16 protein-coding genes are annotated in these 19121 nt (G+C 68.9%); 5 read left to right on the top strand and 11 right to left on the bottom strand.

Features of this window, described 5'->3' with window-relative positions:
• Positions 1-95: 95 nt before the first annotated feature.
• From ACV530_RS21030 to ACV530_RS21040, 3 genes are all read right to left on the bottom strand, one after another.
• Positions 96-2327, bottom strand: a complete 2232-nt coding sequence (locus ACV530_RS21030) for a hypothetical protein (protein ID WP_494334114.1) — start codon at positions 2325-2327, stop codon at positions 96-98.
• Between the two features lie 1084 nt (positions 2328-3411).
• Entirely contained in the window at positions 3412-3855 is a 444-nt protein-coding gene (locus ACV530_RS21035; RefSeq protein WP_116214332.1) for a PIN domain-containing protein, read from the bottom strand.
• On the bottom strand, positions 3852-4106 hold the full coding sequence (locus ACV530_RS21040; RefSeq protein ID WP_229322148.1) for a ribbon-helix-helix domain-containing protein: 255 nt from the start codon (positions 4104-4106) through the stop codon (positions 3852-3854). The genes ACV530_RS21035 and ACV530_RS21040 overlap by 4 nt, the downstream gene beginning before the upstream one ends.
• A gap of 147 nt (positions 4107-4253) precedes the next feature.
• Here ACV530_RS21040 and ACV530_RS21045 point away from each other — a divergent pair, with 147 nt between their 5' ends.
• The 3 genes from ACV530_RS21045 (at position 4254) to ACV530_RS21055 (ending at position 7144) form a co-directional block, all read left to right on the top strand.
• A complete protein-coding gene (locus ACV530_RS21045) occupies positions 4254-5525 on the top strand; it encodes a hypothetical protein (protein ID WP_494334115.1) in 1272 nt (423 codons plus the stop codon).
• 120 nt (positions 5526-5645) lie between these two features.
• Complete coding sequence (locus tag ACV530_RS21050) at positions 5646-6839, top strand: hypothetical protein (RefSeq protein ID WP_494334116.1); 1194 nt, start codon at positions 5646-5648, stop codon at positions 6837-6839.
• A complete protein-coding gene (locus tag ACV530_RS21055) occupies positions 6836-7144 on the top strand; it encodes a hypothetical protein (protein ID WP_494334117.1) in 309 nt (102 codons plus the stop codon). The genes ACV530_RS21050 and ACV530_RS21055 overlap by 4 nt, the downstream gene beginning before the upstream one ends.
• A 411-nt stretch (positions 7145-7555) precedes the next feature.
• Here ACV530_RS21055 and ltrA read toward each other — a convergent pair whose 3' ends face one another.
• A complete protein-coding gene (gene ltrA / locus ACV530_RS21060) occupies positions 7556-8815 on the bottom strand; it encodes a group II intron reverse transcriptase/maturase (protein ID WP_494334118.1) in 1260 nt (419 codons plus the stop codon).
• 583 nt (positions 8816-9398) lie between these two features.
• Between ltrA and ACV530_RS21065 the strand changes: the two genes are divergently transcribed.
• Both ACV530_RS21065 and ACV530_RS21070 read left to right on the top strand, forming a co-directional pair.
• Positions 9399-9722, top strand: coding sequence for a hypothetical protein (locus ACV530_RS21065; RefSeq protein ID WP_494334119.1), 324 nt, complete (start codon positions 9399-9401; stop codon positions 9720-9722).
• A gap of 532 nt (positions 9723-10254) precedes the next feature.
• A complete protein-coding gene (locus ACV530_RS21070; protein ID WP_494334120.1) occupies positions 10255-11343 on the top strand; it encodes a hypothetical protein in 1089 nt (362 codons plus the stop codon).
• 273 nt (positions 11344-11616) lie between these two features.
• On the opposite strand, the gene ACV530_RS21075 is transcribed toward ACV530_RS21070, so the two are convergent.
• The 7 genes from ACV530_RS21075 to ACV530_RS21105 form a co-directional block, all read right to left on the bottom strand.
• Positions 11617-12945, bottom strand: coding sequence for a class I SAM-dependent RNA methyltransferase (locus tag ACV530_RS21075; RefSeq protein WP_494334121.1), 1329 nt, complete (start codon positions 12943-12945; stop codon positions 11617-11619).
• 84 nt (positions 12946-13029) lie between these two features.
• Positions 13030-15081: an APC family permease gene (locus ACV530_RS21080; protein ID WP_494334122.1), complete on the bottom strand. Its 2052-nt coding sequence runs from the start codon at positions 15079-15081 to the stop codon at positions 13030-13032.
• A gap of 81 nt (positions 15082-15162) precedes the next feature.
• On the bottom strand, positions 15163-16284 hold the full coding sequence (locus tag ACV530_RS21085; protein ID WP_494334123.1) for a cytochrome P450 family protein: 1122 nt from the start codon (positions 16282-16284) through the stop codon (positions 15163-15165).
• A complete protein-coding gene (locus tag ACV530_RS21090) occupies positions 16266-17714 on the bottom strand; it encodes a cytochrome P450 (RefSeq protein ID WP_494334124.1) in 1449 nt (482 codons plus the stop codon). The genes ACV530_RS21085 and ACV530_RS21090 overlap by 19 nt, the downstream gene beginning before the upstream one ends.
• A complete protein-coding gene (locus tag ACV530_RS21095; protein WP_494334125.1) occupies positions 17711-18352 on the bottom strand; it encodes a GTP-binding protein in 642 nt (213 codons plus the stop codon). Before ACV530_RS21095 ends, ACV530_RS21090 begins: the two co-directional genes overlap by 4 nt.
• Positions 18330-18692 carry a DUF742 domain-containing protein gene (locus ACV530_RS21100; RefSeq protein WP_494334126.1) on the bottom strand — a complete coding sequence of 121 codons (363 nt, stop codon included), beginning with the start codon at positions 18690-18692 and terminating at the stop codon, positions 18330-18332. The genes ACV530_RS21095 and ACV530_RS21100 overlap by 23 nt, the downstream gene beginning before the upstream one ends.
• A complete protein-coding gene (locus ACV530_RS21105) occupies positions 18689-19114 on the bottom strand; it encodes a roadblock/LC7 domain-containing protein (protein ID WP_494334211.1) in 426 nt (141 codons plus the stop codon). Before ACV530_RS21105 ends, ACV530_RS21100 begins: the two co-directional genes overlap by 4 nt.
• Positions 19115-19121 lie beyond the last annotated feature (7 nt).

Consider the following 19121-nt stretch of genomic DNA (forward strand, 5'->3'; position numbering starts at 1 on the left):
TGATTCTGTGGCTGTGGTTGGCTCTCCGGGATCGGCTCACCCGACGGCGAGGAACCTTGCGGGGTGAAGCGGGATGCACGCAAGCGGTGGCGGGATCAGCGACCGCGCGTGTACTCGGTGACGAACGTGTAGCCATCAGGCAGTTCCCAGCCGTCGGCCTTGCCGAGCCTGCGGCAGTAATCCCGAAAGGCCGCTCGCTGAACTTCGCTGGGCAAGCAGCCCGGCTGCAGGCGGCGCAGATGGCCGGGGACGAACTGGACACCGCCCAGCACTCCATCGCCCGGTTCCGCACCGCTCCATGGGCGTATCACCCGGCGTCGAGCGGGGCGGTACCCGATGAGGGGGATGGCCGGTTCCCTGGCACGCGCCGGGAAGTGTGGCCGGCCCCAGGCGTCGCGGCTGCCGAGGGCCGGTTCCAGCAGCCGCTGCGCGAGTAGTTCCACGACCGCTGTCTCCAGGACCGCGGCCTGTGGCCATGCCGGCCGGCAGCCGTAGACCGCACCCGGCAGGGCCGAACGGTCCAGCAGGGCATGGCCGTCCAGGGTGAGCAGGCCGCAGCGGCGCACGGTGCGCATCACCAGCTGTCGGGGGCCCAGCCCGACAGCCGTGTCCCCATGGCGGCCACTGCCCGGAGCATCCTCCCGGGTGAGCACACGGGGGTCGTAGCAGTGCCCGATCACTCGGTCATCGATCTGCACCGGCTCCTTGAGCCGTGTCGTGGCCACCCGGATCACCATGCCACCGCGGGGCCAGCACAGCTCGAGTATCAGGCCGGGGAAGTAGTCTCGGGGCCAGATGGCTCCGGTCAGCCGACCGGAGTCATCACCGAGTTCGGCGGCGACGGACTGTATCGCCTCGTTCCTGCCCAACACACGGCCAGAGTGAGCGAGTTCGAGATGCACCATGAGGTGCCGGCCGTGAGACCGGCGAAGTTCCCGCGCGACATCCGGGTGCAGGGGCAGCCGACCGTCGATGAGATGAGCCAGCCGCAGGGGCAACCGCCAGACGATCTCCTTCGCGTCGGCCCGCAGGAGTTCGCTGGGGCCGAGGGAGGCATCGTCGGCGAGGGGCAGGTCGACCGGATCCACATCCGCTTCCGGCCCCGATGGCACAGATGTCGTGGACGTCCAGCCGCGTCCGGCCGGAACCAGGGGATCTCCGGGAGCTTCCGTGTCACCGGGATGATGCGACCGCCATACACCTCCGCCCTCAAAGGCGTCGTCGAGAGTTATTCGGGATCCGTTCTCGAACAGGCCCTGGTCACTCTCCCGTTGGACGACATCAGCAAGTGCCACGTTCGCCCGGCATACCGCTGCGGCGTACCCCATTCCCCCGAGCGGTCCCGCTGCCCCGGGGAACCCCCGAAGCCGCGGTCCGACCGCTGTGTACACGGTGACCGGAGAGGTGAGGCCGTAGCGCCGCCTCGCCGGAGTGGCCGCGTGTTCCACCGCCGCCGCGAGGGACTTGAGGTCATCACCGCCCAGCGGCCCGGTGTCGCGCCAGCAATCCGCGAGGGAGATCCGGGTCATGGCGTAATGACCCCATGTGCGCAGCGCGTCGCTGGAGTTGAGGACACCCCGCACCGTGTCGAGGAGACCGAGCAGACCCGCCCGCAGGTCGTCGGCGTGTGTGCCGCCCACCAGTTCGGCGAGAGAAACGGGAACGAAGGGACTGAGCAGCTGCTCCCGCGCCGTCGTCAGGAGGTGATCCGCATAGGCCGTCAGGTCGTCACGCCGGGCTGCCTCCGGGGACGGGTAGCAGACGTCGACGACGACATGGCCGTCCCCGTTGATCCAGCGCCGGCGCATGCGCAAGCGGTGGAGCTGGGCCGGTGACAAGCTCAGGGCCGAGCCGAAGGCGTGGAGGTCCGGGACCAGCAGCTCCCTTCGCCGGGAAGTGGCGCCGCTCCCCGGCCTGCCCGGCCCCTCGGCACCTGCGGGCGCCCCCGACACCCAGGCCGGAACATCACCAAGACCGCCAACCCCCGGGTGGGCGCCCTCCTTGTAAACGATCTCGGCGTAGAGCGGGTCCGACCCGGTAGCGACACACACCATGGCACCGACCGGGAGCACGGGAGCGCACTCGCCGAAGGTGATTACAGGGAAGTCGTCGAGGCGCAGCGGGCTGCCGCCATATCCATCGCCGCCGAGGTCATACCCGAAGTACACGGCGTTGAAGGCGACGGTGGTGTGCACCGGCGCCGGGCGCGCTCTGACAACCGCTTCGAGGTAGCGCAGAAGCCGATCCCGCTCCTGCTCGGGTACGGCGTCGTAGCCCCATGTCATGGCGGAGCTCAGCAGTGCCCGGTTGCCGTATGGGTCAGGCACCTCCGTCCCGTCGCGACGCGCCGATGACGCCTCCGGCCACCCACGTGCGCCGACGGCTGCTGATGCAGACGGGTCCCCACCCATGACACCTCCGCCGCACTGCACGAACCGCCCGAGCCCGGAGTGCGGTAATTCCCGCAGACTATGTCTGCGCATGGCATTCCGGTGGCACTTTCGTCACTTTGCGATGGCTGACAGCGGCTCACGCCGATCACGTCCAGGCGCCGGCATCAGACCGCGCTCACGCTGGAGAGCGCTGGCACCCGTTGGCATCGTCGACGGGCACGGAGAGCGCATCGTCGACTGGGCGCCCTTCCCTTCCGCAGACAACGGCCGTGCCGAGCCTGCTACTTCGAGCCAGCAGCCCGCGATGAATCCCGGCTTGGCGCATACGGCTCACGGCGGCCCACATCTTGGGGCGCCCAATGGCAGGGTCCACGTTCTTGGCATCTACCCCATGCACGTCCTGCGGATGCGACAGTGCGGCTGCGACCAGCGCAGCTGGCAGAGGTGCACCGGGAATGCGTGTGAGGTCGCGCTGCCGGGAGCAGACACGCTCACCCGGAGCGGCGTGCGTGCAGGCCTGGCCACTGATCGTCGCGGAGAGAGTCTCCAGCGACGATGTCGGCTCCAGACCGAAGTCAGACGCACCAGCTGCAACGTCTCCGACGACGTGTCGCACGGCGCAGACGATGCCCGGCAAGGTCGCCGGATCCGGTCCGGCCCGGCGCACGCAATGGGTGAAGCGCCCGGCGCCAGGACACCGGGCATTTCACTGCCGGGCCAACCAGCAGCCAGGCCGCATCAGCGAGCGCGCCGAGTAACCGCGGGTCAGGCCCCTGTCTCCACCCGCTTGAGGATCGCCACGCACTCCACGTGATGGGTCATCGGGAAGCAGTAGATGGAAAACATGTGGAAAGAAACTGCAGGTCAGGAGCCTGCTGCGCGAGCATCGCACTGACCGGCAGTGTGCATTACGTGCGGCGTGGGCGCTACGGACACCTGCGCGACGCTCCCCTATGCAAGGGGGCGTTCCGCTGACCTTCCGTGGGTCATATCGCCGACCGTACTGGCGAGGTCCACGTCAGAGCGGGAGGTCGTCAGGGAGGACCCGGAATGCCTTGTAGCGGCCGAGCGGGCGTACCGCGCGGAAGTCCCGGCGGTCGAGGGTGAGGATGGCATCGGTGTCGAAGTCCGCGGCCAGCGCAACGTTCACTGCGTCCGCCAGGTCGAGGTCCAGGCCCGAGTAGCGGGCGCGGACGGACTGCGCGACCCCCAGGTGGTCCTCCGTGATCTCCGGTACCGAGATACGCCCCCGGCGCATCCAGTGTCGAATGTCGTCGACCGCACTGACCGCGGCCTCGCGGCCGAGTTCACGGGTGGCGACATGGTCGATCTCCGCGAGCAACAGCGGCGACATGACGAGCAATCCCGCCACCATGATCGCCTCGTTCGCCGCCTGATGCTCGGGGTGCGTGGAGTCGAGCGCGGCCAGCAGGCCGGATGTGTCGGCCACAACGATGATCACGCAGCGGTCCCCGTCTCCCGCTGAACCGCATCCGCGACCGCGTCACGGACCTCGGCCTTGGAGGGAGTGCGCCCCGAACCCTCGAAGGTCCGGGAGAACAGCGGCTCGTCCCAGACCCGGTTGGCCATGGCAGCGAGGTGAATACCCTGCCGGATGATCTCGGCCTCACTGATGCCACGACGCTTGGCCGCTTCCTTGATGATCGCGAGATCTTCCGGATCGGCGTAGACGTTGGTTCGCTTCATCGACATGTACCAAGATTAACCCATGTACCAAGCTGATGTATATTGGCGTCGGCTGGCGCGCTCTTGGCGCGGCTGGCCCCGACCGTTCACCGTGGCGAGGCTGTCCTCCGCCACCCGGCCCGCATCCTGCTCTGCTCTGCCATGCTTCCAGGCATGCCGAAGAGTCGCGGCCGCCGCAAGCCGGGCGGTGCCAGGAAGCCCGTACGCCGTTCACCGCGCCCCCTGCGGCTGTCGGACCGTGCCTTGCGGGAGGCCCGAACGCTATGTCTGGGAGACAAGGACATCCTCGCCGTGGAGGCGTGGGCAAGCGGGCTCCTGGGAGAGGCGTGGCTGACCGCAGGGATGACGGAGCGCGAGCCGGAGCACATGCTATGTCTTGAGGTGGTGGGACGGGCCTCGACGACACCGTCCCCGCACGGCCTCGCCGCCATGGGCGCCCTGGAGCGGGTCGGCCCGCCCGGCAGCCGCTCCCTGCTCCACGGGACGGTGGAGATCCTCGCCGACTCCCAGCCGCTGCCCGCCTGGCACGGAGCCGCACCGCACCGCCCGGTGCGAGCCTGGTGCGCGGAGGACGTATGGGACAGCGAGCGGGCGCTGTTCATCGAGTACAACGGTCCGGTCCCACACACGCTGATGGCGCAGATCGGCGAGGTCGGCGGCACGCTGGTCGACAAGCTGGCGCTGCTGGCTCCGGAGGCCGTCACCGCCTGGGAGGAGGCACGGGAGACGGGCGAGGCACCGATGCCGTTGGTCGGACAGAACGTCGACGATGTCCTCGCGGATCTCGCCGCGGCCCTGCGTCTGACGGACATGACCTGGCCCCGCCAGGACGACGAGGACGTCGTCGCCCTGCGGTCGCTGGCCTGGGCGCGCTGCCGAGACCGCCTGCCGGACCGGCCCGGGCAGCAGCCGCTGGAGGAGGCTGAACGGGCCCGTTTGCTGAACGTGTTCACAGCTTCCCGCACCGGCGCAGCGAAAGAGGTCGGCACCGTCCGGTCTCTGGGCGAGCTGTTCCTTGACTACGGGGAGAACTACCTGAGTCGCGGGCCACTGTGCTGGAGTCCCGGCCAGGTCGCCGTCTTACTGAAGGACTGGCTGCCGCGCAAGGCCGTACTCGATCAGGAGCACCGCGCATTCCTGCCCGACGCCTTGAAGCAATGGGTGACTTTCGCGCTCACCGAACGCGGCGTCGAGGCGCCGTGGATCGCTCCCGTCGTCTCCGCGGTCGACACCCATGTGCCCGCCTTCCGCGCGGCCTTCGACGACGAGGCGGCATGGGGCCCGGCCAAGCAGATCTCCGCTGCCCTCGCCGCACGGGGCGTCGACCTCACCGACCACGATGCCGTCGACGCCGCCGTGCGCGCCCTCAACGCCGAACGGCTCGCCCGGCAGCTCACGGGCCGACCACGGCCGTCCAGCTCCTGACACATGTCGCAGCCAGGGGCGCACGCACCCCAAGGGACGCCTCCCGGCAGCGACAGAACCCGAAAGAGCAGGCAAGAAGAAGTGGAGCAGTAGGAAGAAGTGGAAAAAGGCGACTCCCCCATGGTTCTCCCTCAAATCGACATGCTGGTGGCACGGAGCGGGGATCTCAAGAGCGAGCTGGTGGCCTTCGCGCAGAGTCCGTACTTCGCGAGGCGGCTGGATGCCCGGCTCGACGAGGCAGCGGACCGGCTCGGCTTCCTCGATGAGGCGACCGTCATCGAGACGATCGACCACTTCGCGCTGCAATACCGATTGGCGAACGGCTCCACGGTGGTCGAGCGGTTCGTGGCCCAGCGCCGGCCGCCGCTGTCGGAGGACGAGCGTGCGATGCTGCTCGGCTGGCGCGACGTGGTCGAGGGGATCTTCGAGGTACAGAGCCTCGACCCCAATGCCGCCACACTGCACAACCTCCTCGACGATCTCGTCTACCGGGTCCACTCCAACATGGGGCGGCGCGCCCTGGGCAAGCTCCGTAAGGGGATGTTCGTCGCCGCCCGCATCGTGCCCGTCCACCCCGACACCGACGCCTGGCTGGTCAGCGGCAACCTCGCCACCTACCGGCCGAGCGATGGTAAGGAGTTGGCGCAGGCCGCCGTCCAGACTCTCACTGCCAATCCACAACTGCTGCGCCGAAACCCCGAGATGCTGCGCAAGGGCTGGGAGATGCAGGCTGAGGCCCGCGCCGACTTCATCGAGTTGTTCGGCACCGATCTGCTCATCCTGGACCCCGGCGAAACACAGGGCCGGCTACGGGAGTACCACCGCCATCGGCAGGACAAAGCCCTCGCCGAACTCAAGGGCAAGGCCGCCGCGGAGGCGAGGAGCGGCGTCCCCTCCCTCGACGAACTCAGCGCCCTGCCCGAAGAACTCCTCGACGCGGACACCATCGCCGTCATCTGTGACGAGACCGAAGGCATCTGCTACTACGCCGACTTCGGTCGGCTCGACGCGCTGTTCGCCGATCCGTCCCTGGCCCGCGACCGAACTTACCTGGCGCAGTTGCGGAAGTACCTGAACGACGGCTCCGTCTCTCCCATGGCCATCCGCCGCCTGATCCAGCGGCATCCCGAGAACGCCGACGCCGTCTTCCGCGCACTCCTATGCAAGCCCGCGTTCAGCTGGGAGCGGGACGGGGAGGAGCTGCTGCGCCGCCGCAAGAAGAGCCACTACGACCACGAGCCCCTGCCCAGCGTCACCCCGGTCGGCGCCCGCCTGGCCCAACTCCTGCGCGCACAGAGGCGGCACAGGCGATGAGACTCACCACCGCGGAACTCGACGCCATGGTCGAGGAAGCGACCGTCGACGCGTACGACGAGTACGAACAGTTCGCCGCCTTCCACGTGGCCATCGAGGATCACCTCGCGCTGCCGTTCGACACTACCGTGCTCGGCGTCACAGTGAGTGTCACCGCCATCCAGGAACGGCCCTGCAGCGGCATCATCGCCCTGTGCCGACGCGGTCGGTACCGGCAGGCGATCGGCATCCTCGACCTGCCGCTGCCCGAACCCGCACCCACGGGATGGGCCTGGGTGGAGGCGTACCGGCACTGGGCGTCCTGAGTCGCAACACCCGCCCCACTGTTTCTCCCCACCATCCTGACCTCGAACGTCAAGGACGGCACCGCGATCGCCCCATTACCAGATCAAATCCCCGGAACGGCGGGACCCTCTGCCAGAGGTCTCGAACCGCGTCGCAGGCAAACCTGCCGGCGAACTCCGCACCCGCATCCACATCGTCCAGGCAGACAGGGCTGCTCTCTACCTCAACGACACGCATGAGAGCCGAAATCGGTACGCGATAGCGATGCCCGGGACGGGCAACGGGACAGGGAAAGACACCACGACCGATGAGTCGGCAGACCGCCCCGCACACCAGCCCCGTGCCGAGTAGCCGAGGGGAGTCTCACCCCTCGGCTCTTACAGATCCGTACGTGACAGTCGCCCGTCATACGGCTCTTGTCGTTCTGATCGTCAGACCGATACGGCCACGGAGGTGCAGCGCCAGTGCGCGAACATGCGGGGGTACCGCTGGGCGACCTCCTGCATCTTCGCGATGGCCTTCCGCTTGGCCGCGAGTCGCTTGTACTTCCGGCGGATCCAGCGCACCAGGTAGGCGTTGATGCGCATCAAGAAGGGGTTCAACTCCCAGGGCCGGAACCGGCCGTAGTAGTTGATCCATCCCGCCACGACAAGGTTCATCCTGCGGGCGATGGCGTTGAAGGACAGTTCGGAGCGGGTGTGCAGGTGCCAGGACCGCACCTCCCGGCCCATCTTCTTCAGAGCATCCTTGCTGACTGCCGGCTCGAACGACAGGAACAGGTTCCCGTGCCGACTCCGGTTCAGTCTGGCGCGGAAGGTGTACCCGAGGAACGTGAACGCCGTGTGCTCAAAGGCACGTTGGCGTACGCCGTCCTGGCAGTACACGATCCGGGTCTTGGCCGGATGCAGTTGCAGTCCGACCTCGTCCATCCTGTTCGCGAGGGCGGCCAGCACCTCGCGGGCCTGCCGCTCGCTGACGCAGTGCAGCACCGCATCGTCCGCATAGCGTTCGAACTGCACGGTCGGGAACTCCCGGACCATCCAGGCATCACACGCATAGTGCAGGAACAGGTTCACCAAAACAGGGGAAACCGGGGCACCTTGGGGCGTCCCGCGCTCCCGCTCCCGCAAGGAGCCGTCAGGCAGTTGAAGCGGCGCACGGAGCCACCGCTCAACATACAACTTGACCCAGACGGCGTCGGTGTGTGCTTCCACCGCCTTGACCAGGAGGTCCCGGGGCACGCTGTCGAAGAACTTGGCGATATCGAGCTCTACCACCCAGCTCCGTTTCCAGCAGCGTTCCCGGCACTTCTCCACAGCGTCCAAGGCAGACCGTCCGGGCCGGTATCCGAAACTGTCCGGGTGGAAAATTGGATCCACCCGCCTCATCAGATGCCGGGCCACCACAGTCTGAGCCACACGATCAGCGACAGCGGGAATACCTAGCATTCTTTCGCCGTCTCCATGCGACTTGGGGATGGCCACCGCACGCACCGGGGGAGGAAAGTACGATCCCGACGACATCCGGTTCCAGACCTTATAGAGGTTGCCCTTCAGGTCTTTCTCGAAGTCGGCGATACTCTGCCCGTCCACCCCTGGTGCCCCTTTGTTTGCCCTGACTTCCTCCCACGCTTCCTTGACTTCCCACTTCGAAATCTCAAACGGCTCGATCTGGGATTTCAACTGGTCCACCGGACTCCTCCCGGGCGATGCCCGGTTGATGCGATCAACACAGCCACGAACGACCCGGCCCCTTCGCTCCGCCCCCATTACAGGGGCTTCATCACTACTACGAGCCGGTCCGCCAGCGCGCCCCGCATCGGTACTCAGCCCCTTGCAGTGTCCGCTGCTTGGGGTGCTCCCTCTCGCCTGCCACGGGCAGAGCGGTATCGAGACGCGCCTTCTCCTGTTCCATGCGGAAGCCGCACCCCGGACTCACGTCGCCTACATGCCGGACACCACCTAGCCAATAAACGGGCACCCGCCAGACTCATCCCGAGATTCAGGTCACACCCCGGTTTCTGTGACAGCCTCATTTCGAGGCTGTCACAGAGGACGGCAGCGAATGCTCGGCGTTGCGAATCCGCAAGGGGTCGTGTCCCGCAGAGTGATGCAGGGAATCAAGCGCTACGCGTTCCGGTTTGAGGCCTCCGGCGATCTGTCCGGAGACGCAAGCCCATAGAGCGTGCCGGTAAGGCGAGTTGAACACAAATGCCGGGCAGACCCGGCGAGGGCAGAGCGTCGCCGCCAGGCGTTCGAGAACGTCGCGAAGCTGATGCAGTCTTTCAAGAAGGCCGACCACGAGATCATGCGGTGGCGTGTCCGGCTGCACTGCGGCCACATCATCGAGACGGAGGCGCACTACACGTACACCGGCCCCCTCTCCGCCGGGTCATACGGCAGGCGTTGCTCGGAGTGCGGGGAAGACCGCCAAACGATCGTGGCCTTCGAACCCATCGGACTGCGTGGTGAGCCACCGGAAGCAACAGAACCCCTACCTCCTCCGCCGCCGAAGAAGCCGACACGAGCCGAACTCGAACGACGTGTTAAGGCGCTGGAGAAGGAGAACGAACGCTTGCGCGCGAAGTTCAGTGGCTGAAGGTCCCGACCGAAGCCCTGGGCTGACTCGTCAGCAGGTCACGGAGGCCGAGCTGACGGCAACGGTGAAGACGCCGCCCGCGCGGACATAGACACGGTCCACGTCACCCCCGCTCATTCGAGCGAATTGTTTCGAACCACCCGTCGCTGACGAACGGAACTGACAACATGCCGCCGTCGTACGGCAACCTCGAGTCGAGGGCGGAACATTGGAACGGCAGGTCAATGAGTGGCAACTCTCGGTGCTTCAGTGGGTGGAAGACGGGTGCCCTGCCGGCGTTTGGAAGACCAGCTCCTACAAGACCACCTGTCAGGCACTGCAGAACCGGGGTCTGGTCACGGTCTCCCGGAAGGGCGGGCAGTGGAGCGTCGCCCTGACGAGCGCAGGCCAGCACTATCTGGCGCACGGCACATACCCTCCCCGCGGGTCTCGCCCACGGAAGGCTCAGGCCGCTGCCCCGCAACCCCCGTCCGCTCGAGCGCAGGAAGCCCCGGCCGCCGGGCGGAAGCCAAGCCCTCCATCACAGCCTCGCATGACGTTCACGGAGCAGCTGTTGCAGGAGCTCGCGGAGACCGGCGGCCGGATCATCAAGAGCGGCAGCGGTCCGGACTTGGAGAAGTGGCCGTCCCGCGTCGCCGCGGCACGCAGGTCCGGAAGGGTCCCGGAGACGAAGGAGCTGTACGGGGGCTGGTGCCGTGGCGGGTACGAAATCAAACTGGTCGACATCCCCGCCTGGCGCCTCGCCGTCCTCGCACCCGTGCCCGTTCCCTCTCGGCTCACGCGGCCTCACGCCGTGGTCCGGGCCATGCAGAACGAACCCCAGCCACTGGGCCTGACCAAGCCCGTCCAAGGACGTGCCCTCCGGCTCATCCAGGCGCTGATCACCGCCACCGAGACCGAAGGACACTCCGGTTCGGCAGGACAGACCGGCTCCGCACCTCCGTCTCATCGCCGCCGCAGAGCAACTCCTCACTTCACCATCACCGCACAGGACCAGACCGTGGGGTTCCTCGTCCTCCAGGAGCAGGACCGGACCGAGCACGTCGCCACCGAGAAGGAACTCGCCGAGGCCAAGAAGAACTCCTGGATCAGGATCCCCCGCTTCGACTACACCCCGTCCGAACGGCTCCGCTTCGTCCTCAGCGGCGGCCAACCACACCGGGCGAGCGAATGGGCCGACACCCCCGGCCGCACCCTCGAAGACCAGCTCGCCGAGATCGCCCACGAGGTCGCCCTCCGCGGCGAAGCCGCCGAACGCAGACGCCAGGACGAGATCGAAGCGGCACGCCAGAAGCGCATCCGCTTGGAGACCGCCATGGAGGAAGCCCGCATCCAGTACGCGGAGGCGTACCGCGTCCAGCACCTCGAAGCGCAGGAAAGAGCGTGGCGTCACGCAGCGGGCTTGGCCGAGTACATCAGCGCGCTCCGCCTCCACGCAGAGGCTCTGCCGACCGGGCCGACCAGGGACGAAGCCGAGGCATGGATCGCATGGGCAGAGACCCACGTGCAACATCTGAACCCCTTCAACGGTTCACCGTTGCTGCCTGCAGTCCCTGAGCCCCGCCCCGAGGATCTCAAGCCATTCTTGCGCGGCTGGAGCCCGTACGGCCCCGCTTACTGAGCACCCACACCGCCAGATGTCCGGCCCGCCAAAGCGCGGCGGGGGCGCGCCTGCCACCGCAACCAGCGGCGCCGGAACCCGGCCGCCTTCCTTCAAGTTCCCGCAAAGACAGTCCGCGGAAGCACGCCTCCCACCCAGCATGACCTGCGCGATCAGGCAGCTAACACCCCATCAGAACGAGCGTCAGGAGAGCGTCACGAGCGTCATTTCAGCGTCAGAATTTCGCCCGTAACGCCCATAGCGCACATAATGCACGCCGAGTAAAACCGCAGGTCAGACGCCCTTTGCCGCAGGCTTGAGGATCGCCACGCACTCCACGTGATGCGTCATCGGGAACAGGTCGAACGCCCGCAGCGTCACCGGCCGGTACCCCTCCTCCGCGAAGTACGCCAGGTCCCGTGCCAGCGCCGCCGGGTCGCAGGCCACGTACGCGATGCGGCGCGGGCCCAGACCCGCCAGCTGGCGGACCGTCTGCTTGCCCGCGCCCGCGCGGGGCGGGTCGAGGACGACGAGGTCGGCGGAGTCGATGCGCGTGCGCGGGAGGACGGATTCGACCTTGCCGTGTTCGATGCGGACGCGGTCGAGGTCGGCGAGGTTGTGGCGGGCGTCCTCGACGGCGCGCTTGTTGGATTCGATGCCGAGGACCGCGCCCTGGTCGCCGACGCGTTCGGCGAGGGCGCCGGCGAAGAGGCCGACGCCGCAGTAGAGGTCGAGGGCCATATCGCCCTTGCGGGGCATGAGGCCCTGCATGACGGCCTTGACGAGCATGTCGGCGGCCTTGGGGTGGACCTGCCAGAAGCCGCCCTCGGCGACGCGCCAGGTGCGGTCGGCGGCGCGTTCGCGGACGAAGGGGCGGCCGTGGACTCGGTGGATCCGGTGGTCCTTCTCGCCGACGCGCAACACCGAGACGGGCTTGTCGAGTTCGACGATCGGGAGGCGGCCGCCCGGCTTCGGGGTGAGGACGACCTGGCGGTCGCCGGAGCCGGAGGCGGCGATGGCCTCGACCGAGGCGATCTGGGGCCAGTCGCGCTTCTCGATGCCGAGTTCGGTGACGCCGGGGGCCGCGATCAGGCAGCGGTCGATGACCTGGACGTCGTGGGAGCGGTGCTTGCGCAGGCCCGCGTGGCCGTCCGCGTCGATCGCGTACTGGACGCGGGTGCGCCAGGCGGGGACCTCGCCCGCGGGGACCTTGTCGCCCTCGGCCGGCATGACCGTGCCGTCCCAGCCGGCGTCCTCGGGGGTCAGGCCCGCGAGGCGCTTGAGCTGTTCGGCGATGACCTCGCCCTTGAAGCGGCGCTGGGCGCCCGGCTTGGCGTGCTGCCAGTCGCAGCCGCCGCACTTGCCGGGGCCGGAGAAGGGGCAGGGGGCCTCGACGCGGTCCTTGGAGGCGTCGAGGATCTCCACCGCGTCGGCGCGGAGGAAGCGGGAGGTCTCCTCGCCCTCGGTGACGCGGGCGACGACGCGCTCGCCGGGGAGGGCGTGGCGGACGAAGAGGACCCTGCCGGACTCCGTGCGGGCGACGCAGTGGCCGCCGTGGGCCACCGGGCCGACCTCGACCTCGTACTCCTGGCCCACCAGGGACTGCGGCTGTTCGGTCTGCATGGTGGGAGAGCTCCTGGTGAGGCGGGTGGCACGGCGGGACAACAGCCGCTCAGTCTACGTCCCGTCGCGCCACCCTCCTGCGCGCTACTTCTTCGCGGCGGCCTTTTCCCGCTTCGGCGGGGTGACCGGGCCGCGCCGCACCGCGCCGGGCGCGTTCCACTCGGCGCGCTTGCGGGCCCTCTTGCGGGCGGCCTCGGAGGAATCGAGCTGCCAGGGGACGGAGGTGACCATCACTCCTGGAGTGAAGAGCAGTCGGCCCTTGAGGCGCAGGGCGCTCTGGTTGTGCAGCAGGTGCTCGTACCAGTGGCCGACCACGTACTCCGGGATGTAGACGCTGACCACATCGCGCGGGCTCTCCTTCCGCAGGCCCTTGACGTAGTCGATGATCGGGCGGGTGATCTCGCGGTAGGGCGAGTCGAGGACCTTCAGCGGCACGTCGATGCCGTAGCGCTCCCACTCGTCCCGCAGGGCCTTGGTCTCGGCGGGGTCGACGTTGATGCTGAGGGCCTCGAGCGGGCCGGAGGAGCGCATGAGCTTGGCGTACGACAGGGCGCGCAGCGTGGGCTTGTGGATCTTCGAGACCAGGACGACGGAGTGGACCCGGGAGGGGCGCACCTCCTCGGCCATGCCCTCCTCGGCGGCGATCTCGTCGGCGACCCGGTCGTAGTGGCGCCGGATGGCAGTCATGACGGTGTACCAGCCGACCATGCCGAGGACGGCGAGCCAGGCGCCGTGCGTGAACTTGGTCAGCAGCACGATGACAAGGACCAGGATCGAGAAGACCATGCCGAAGGCGTTGATGGCCCGTGCGCGGTGCATGCGGCGGCGGGCGGCCTTGTCGGTCTCCTCGGCGAGGTGGCGGTTCCAGTGCTTGACCATGCCGCCCTGGCTGAAGGTGAACGACACGAAGACGCCCACGATGTAGAGCTGGATCAGCTTGGTCGAGTCCGCGCCGAAGGCGTAGACGAGGGCGCCGGCCAGCAGGGCGAGGAGAACGATGCCGTTGGAGAAGGCGAGGCGGTCGCCCCGGGTGTGCAGCTGGCGGGGCAGGAAACGGTCCTGCGCGAGGATCGAGCCGAGCACCGGGAAGCCGTTGTAGGCGGTGTTGGCGGCCAGGAAGAGCACCAGGGCGGTGGCGGCGGCGAGGAAGACGAAGGCCGCGGAGCCGTGGCCGAAGACGGCCTCGGCCACCTGGGCGATGACGGGGTTCTGGGTGTAGTCGGCGCCGACCGGCTTGCCGCCCACGAGAAGGTCGGCCGCCGGGTTCTCGGCCATCTTGACCTTGGTGGTCATGGCCAGGGCCATGATGCCGACGAACATGACGATCGCGAGGACGCCCATCAGGGACAGGGTCGCGGCGGCGTTCTTGCTCTTGGGCTTGCGGAAGGCGGGCACGCCGTTGCTGATCGCCTCGACACCGGTGAGCGCGGCACAGCCGGAGGAGAAGGCGCGCAGCATCAGGAACACGAGGGCGAGACCGGCGAGTCCGGCGTGTTCCGCCTGGATCGTGTAGTTCGCGGTCGGGGCGCGCATGGTGTCGCCCAGGACCAGGCCGCGGAAGCCACCCCAGAGGACCATGAGGATGACGCCGCCCACGAACGCGTAGGTCGGGATCGCGAAGAGGGTGCCGGATTCCTTGACGCCGCGCAGGTTCATCACCATGAGCAGCGCGATGATCACGAGTGCGACGAGCACCTTGTGCTGGATGGCGAAGGGCCAGGCCGAGCCGAGGTTCTCCACGCCGGAGGCGACGGACACCGCGACGGTGAGGACGTAGTCGACGAGCAGCGCACTGGCCACGGAGAGCCCGGCCTTGCGGCCGAGGTTGGTCGTGGCGACCTCGTACGCGCCGCCGCCGCTGGGGTAGGCGTGCACGGTCTGCCGGTACGAGGCGACGACCGTGACCATCAGGGCGACGATGGCGAGGGTGATCCACAGGCTGTAGTGGTACGCCGACACACCCGCCACGGACAGGACGAGCAGCACTTCACCCGGTGCGTACGCCACAGAGGAGAGAGGGTCGGACGCGAAGACGGGGAGTGCGATGCGCTTGGGGAGGAGGGTTTCCCCCAGCCGGTCGCTGCGCAGTGCTCGCCCGATGAGGATCCGTTTCGGGAGATCGGTCAATTTGGACACGCAGAGGATCGTAAGCGTTCGCAAATCGGTCTTGTGCACCCGCCACCCGCCAACATGCGATCGGCGGGTGGCAGGCGGTCCTCAGCCGTGCAGTCGGACGGGCAGTGAGCGGTGGCCGTTGGAGATGAACGACTCCACCGGCTCCAGCTCACCGGGCTCGGCGGCGAGCGCGAGGTCGGGGAAGCGTTCGAAGAGGGCCGGCAGGGCGATGGCGGCCTCGAGCCGGGCCAGGGGTGCGCCCAGGCAGAAGTGCGCGCCGTGACCGAAGGCGAGGTGGTCCTTGGTGGTACGGGTCACATCGAACCGGTCGGCGTCGGGGCCGTGCAGCCCGGGGTCGCGCCCGGCGGCGGCGTAGGCGGCGAGGATGGCGTCGCCCTTGCGGAGGGTGATGCCGCCGTCGAGCTCGATGTCCTCGACGGCGTAGCGCAGCGGCAGGCTGGCGACGGGGGACTCGGCGCGGAGGGCCTCCTCGATCACGTCGTTCCAGTCGGCCCTGCCCTCGCGGACGAGGGCGAGCTGCTCGGGGTGGGTGAGCAGGGCGTGGATGGCGTTGTCGAGGAGGTTGACGGTGGTCTCGTGGCCGGCGCCGATGATGAGCAGCAGGGTGTCGGCGAGTTCCTGCTCGTTGAGGCGGGAGCCGTCCTCCTCGTCGCGGGCGGAGATCAGGACGCTGGTCATGTCGTCGCCGGGCGCGGCGCGCTTGGCGGCGATGATCTCGCCGAGCAGCCGGTAGATCTCGGCGTAGGTGGCCGTGACCTCGGCGGGGTCGGCGGAGGTGTGGAAGATCGAGTCGACGCAGTGGCGCAGGCCCTCGCGGGTGGGTCCGTCGTCGAGGCCGAAGAGGTCGCAGATGACCTGGATGGGGATCGAGTAGGCGTACCGCTCGCGCAGGTCGACGACCGTGCCGGGCTCGGTGGCCGCGAGGTCGTCGAGGAGGCCGGCCGCCAGCCGCTCGATGCGGGGGCGCAGGGCGTTGGTGCGGCGGGCGGTGAACGCCGGGGCGACGAGGGAGCGCAGCCGCCGGTGGTCCTTGCCGTAGGCGGTGAACATGTTCTGCACCGCGACCCAGGTGTACAGCGGCCACTCGGGAGAGACCTCGCCGTTGATCCACCTGGGCCAGTGCTGCCGCGGGTCCTTGGACACACGCGGGTCGGTGAGCAGTTGCTTGAGCAGGGGCTGGGTGGTTATTGCCCACGCCACCACGCCGCCAGGGAGCTCCACGGGGCTCGCCGGGCCGCGCTCGCGGAGGCGGGCGGCCTCTCCTTGGATGTCGCTTCCGGTGGGGTCGATCGAGACGGGGCAGAGCTGACGTTCCATCGACTGTCTCCAGAGGTCTCGGATGACGAGGATGACGAAGATGACGAGGATGACGGGTGCGGTTGTTCCGGGAAGTGCGTGACGACGGGCACGGGGACGGGCGGGAAGCGCACCGGCAGTGCGGTCAGCGCGCGGTGGAAGGGGCCGGGCCGCCACACCAACCGGTCGCGCGGCACGGCGAGTTCGACGTCGGGCAGCCGGTCGAGGAGCCGCTCGACGGCCGCGGCGGCGATCAGCCGGGCCGGGTCCTTGGCCGGGCAGTGGTGCGGTCCGGCGCTCCAGGCGAGGTGGGCGCGGTTGCCGGTGCGCTGGTCGCTGTGGAGGGCGGGGTCGGTGTTGGCGGCGGCGAAGCTGACGACGACCGGCTCGCCCGCGCGCAGCCGGGTGCCGGCGAAGTCCAGGTCGTCGACGGGGTAGTGGACGCCGTAGTTGGCCATCGGCGGGTCGAGCCAGAGGACTTCGTCGAGCGCGTCCTCGACGGGCATGCTGCCGCCGGCGAGGTCGCCCGCGAAGCGGTCGTCGGCGAGCAGCAGCCGCAGCGCGTTGGCGATGAGGTTCTGCTGGGGCTCGGTGCCCGCGCCGATGAGGACGACGAGCTGGTGCAGCATCTCCTCGTTGTTCAACTGGGCCGGATGGGCCATCAACCAGGACGTCATGTCCGCGCCGGGCGTCGCCCTCTTGAGGCCGATGAGCTCGAGGAGGCTGCTGGTGATGAGCTCATTGGCGCGCTCGGCGTCCACGCCGTCGAAGATGCCGGAGAAGCCCTCGACGAGCCGGTCCCCGAGCTCGGGCGGACAGCCGAAGAGCTGCTGGAAGACGAGCAGGGGCAGCACCTTGGCGTACGAGCCGAGCAGGTCGGCCTCGCCCGTGGTGGTGAACCGGTCGATGAGGGCGTCGGCGCTGCGCTCGACGTAGCCGCGCAGGGCGTTGGGGTCGATGCGGTCGAGGCTGTCGCTGACGGCCTGCCGGTAGCGGCGGTGCGCGTCGCCGTCGGAGAACAGGCAGTTGGGGCGGTAGGCCATCATCGGCACCACCGGGTTGTCCGGCGCGACCCGGCCGTCGGCGAGGGCCCGCCAGCGCCGGGCGTCCTTGGCGAACTTGTCGGGGCTGCGCAGGACGTCGAGGGCGGCCCGGTAGTCGGTGACGAGGACGGCGTGCGCCCCGGGCGCCAGCTCTACGGGCGAGAGCGGGCCGTACTGCCGCAGCCGCCGGTAGACGGCGTGCGGGTCGGCGGCGAACTCGGGCCCGTGGAGCGGGGTCACCTCCCGGTGCGCGGGGCAGCCGGGCGGCGGGCCGGCGGTGGCGCGGTGGGTCACACGGGCTCCTGGGCGGTACGGGTGCGGAGGTAGTCCACGAGCGTGATCAGCGCCCGGGTCGCGGAGGCCCGGTCGCGGGCGTCACAGGTGACCAGGGGCGTCTCGGGGAGAAGGTCGAGGGCCTCGCGGATCTCCTCCTCGGGGTGCACGGGGGCGCCGTCGAAGTGGTTCACGGCGACGGCGTACGGCAGGCCGTGCTCCTCGAGCAGCCCCATGACGTCGAAGGACTGGTCCAGACGCCGGGTGTCGGCGAGGACGAGCGCACCGAGCGCACCGTGCGTCATGTCCTGCCAGAGCCGGGTGAAGCGCTGCTGGCCGGGGGCGCCGAAGAGGTAGAGGACGAGACTGTCGCTGAGCGTGATCCGGCCGAAGTCCATGGCGACCGTGGTCGTGGTCTTGCCCTCGATGCCGGCCAGGTCGTCGACGTACGCACCGGCCTGCGTCATGGTCTCCTCGGTGCGCAGCGGACGGATCTCCGACAGAGCGCCGACGAAGGTGGTCTTGCCGACCGCGAAGTGGCCGACGACCAGGAGCTTGGCAGCCGTCCGCACGGTCTGCCGGAGATAGACGCCGTTGTCGACACCGTGGTCAACGCCGTGGTCGGTGAAGCCGCCGTCAGAGACGAGCGCGGAGTCCATCGAGCACCTCCTGCAAGATCTGGGCCTCGGGCAGCTGCGCCGAGGGGATGGGGGCGCGGGTGGTGAGGTGGCCGCTGTCCACGAGATCGCCGAGCAGCACCTTGACGACGCTGACGGGCAGCGCGAGGTGGCCGGCGATCTCGGCGACCGAGAGGGCGCCGCCGAGGCAGAGTTCCATGAGCCTGCGCTTTTCCGGGCTGAGGCCGCCGAGCGGCCGGTCGCCGTGCGCCATGACCAGGGTGACCAGGTCGAAGGTGTTGCGGGTCGGGTGGGAACGGCCGTCGGTGACGACGTACGGCCGTACCAGCCCGTGCTCACGCCTCGGCGTCGCCGGGGTCATGCCGGGCTGCCCGGGCCCTGCCGGCCGGTGCCCTGCCGCGGCGGGCTGACCAGTTGTTTGCCGAGCCGGTCGACGGTCTTCTGCATCCGGTAGGTGACGGCCTCCATGTCGACGTTCTCCGTGGCGGAGACGGCGAGGTAGGCGCCGGGACCGGCGGCTATGAGGAAGACGTAGCCGTGGGCGAACTCGATGAGCGTCTGCCGCCAGGGGGTGTCCTGAGGGGCGGGGTGGGTGCAGAAGTCGGCCGTGGAGCGGCTGATCGACTGCAGGCCTGACAGGGCTGCGGCCTGGCGCTCGGCCTCGTCGCGGTCGATGCCCTGGGAGTGGGCACGCAACATGCCGTCGGCCGAGAGCAGGATCGCATGACGGGCATCGGGGATCTTCACGACCTCGTCGAGCATCCAGGCCAGCTCTTTGTTCATGTGGTCG

It is taken from the genome of Streptomyces sp. SX-6 (genome assembly GCF_059089585.1).

Bases quoted from the DNA above. Each gene is read 5' to 3' on its own strand.
- ACV530_RS21050 (WP_494334116.1), top strand. From the start codon at position 5,646: ATGGTTCTCCCTCAAATCGACATGCTGGTGGCACGGAGCGGGGATCTC.
- ACV530_RS21045 (WP_494334115.1), top strand. From the start codon at position 4,254: ATGCCGAAGAGTCGCGGCCGCCGCAAGCCGGGCGGTGCCAGGAAGCCC.
- ACV530_RS21105 (WP_494334211.1), bottom strand. From the start codon at position 19,114: ATGAACAAAGAGCTGGCCTGGATGCTCGACGAGGTCGTGAAGATCCCC.
- ACV530_RS21055 (WP_494334117.1), top strand. From the start codon at position 6,836: ATGAGACTCACCACCGCGGAACTCGACGCCATGGTCGAGGAAGCGACC.
- ACV530_RS21040 (WP_229322148.1), bottom strand. From the start codon at position 4,106: ATGTCGATGAAGCGAACCAACGTCTACGCCGATCCGGAAGATCTCGCG.
- ACV530_RS21075 (WP_494334121.1), bottom strand. From the start codon at position 12,945: ATGCAGACCGAACAGCCGCAGTCCCTGGTGGGCCAGGAGTACGAGGTC.
- ACV530_RS21065 (WP_494334119.1), top strand. From the start codon at position 9,399: ATGCAGTCTTTCAAGAAGGCCGACCACGAGATCATGCGGTGGCGTGTC.
- ACV530_RS21100 (WP_494334126.1), bottom strand. From the start codon at position 18,692: ATGACCCCGGCGACGCCGAGGCGTGAGCACGGGCTGGTACGGCCGTAC.
- ACV530_RS21095 (WP_494334125.1), bottom strand. From the start codon at position 18,352: ATGGACTCCGCGCTCGTCTCTGACGGCGGCTTCACCGACCACGGCGTT.
- ACV530_RS21070 (WP_494334120.1), top strand. From the start codon at position 10,255: ATGACGTTCACGGAGCAGCTGTTGCAGGAGCTCGCGGAGACCGGCGGC.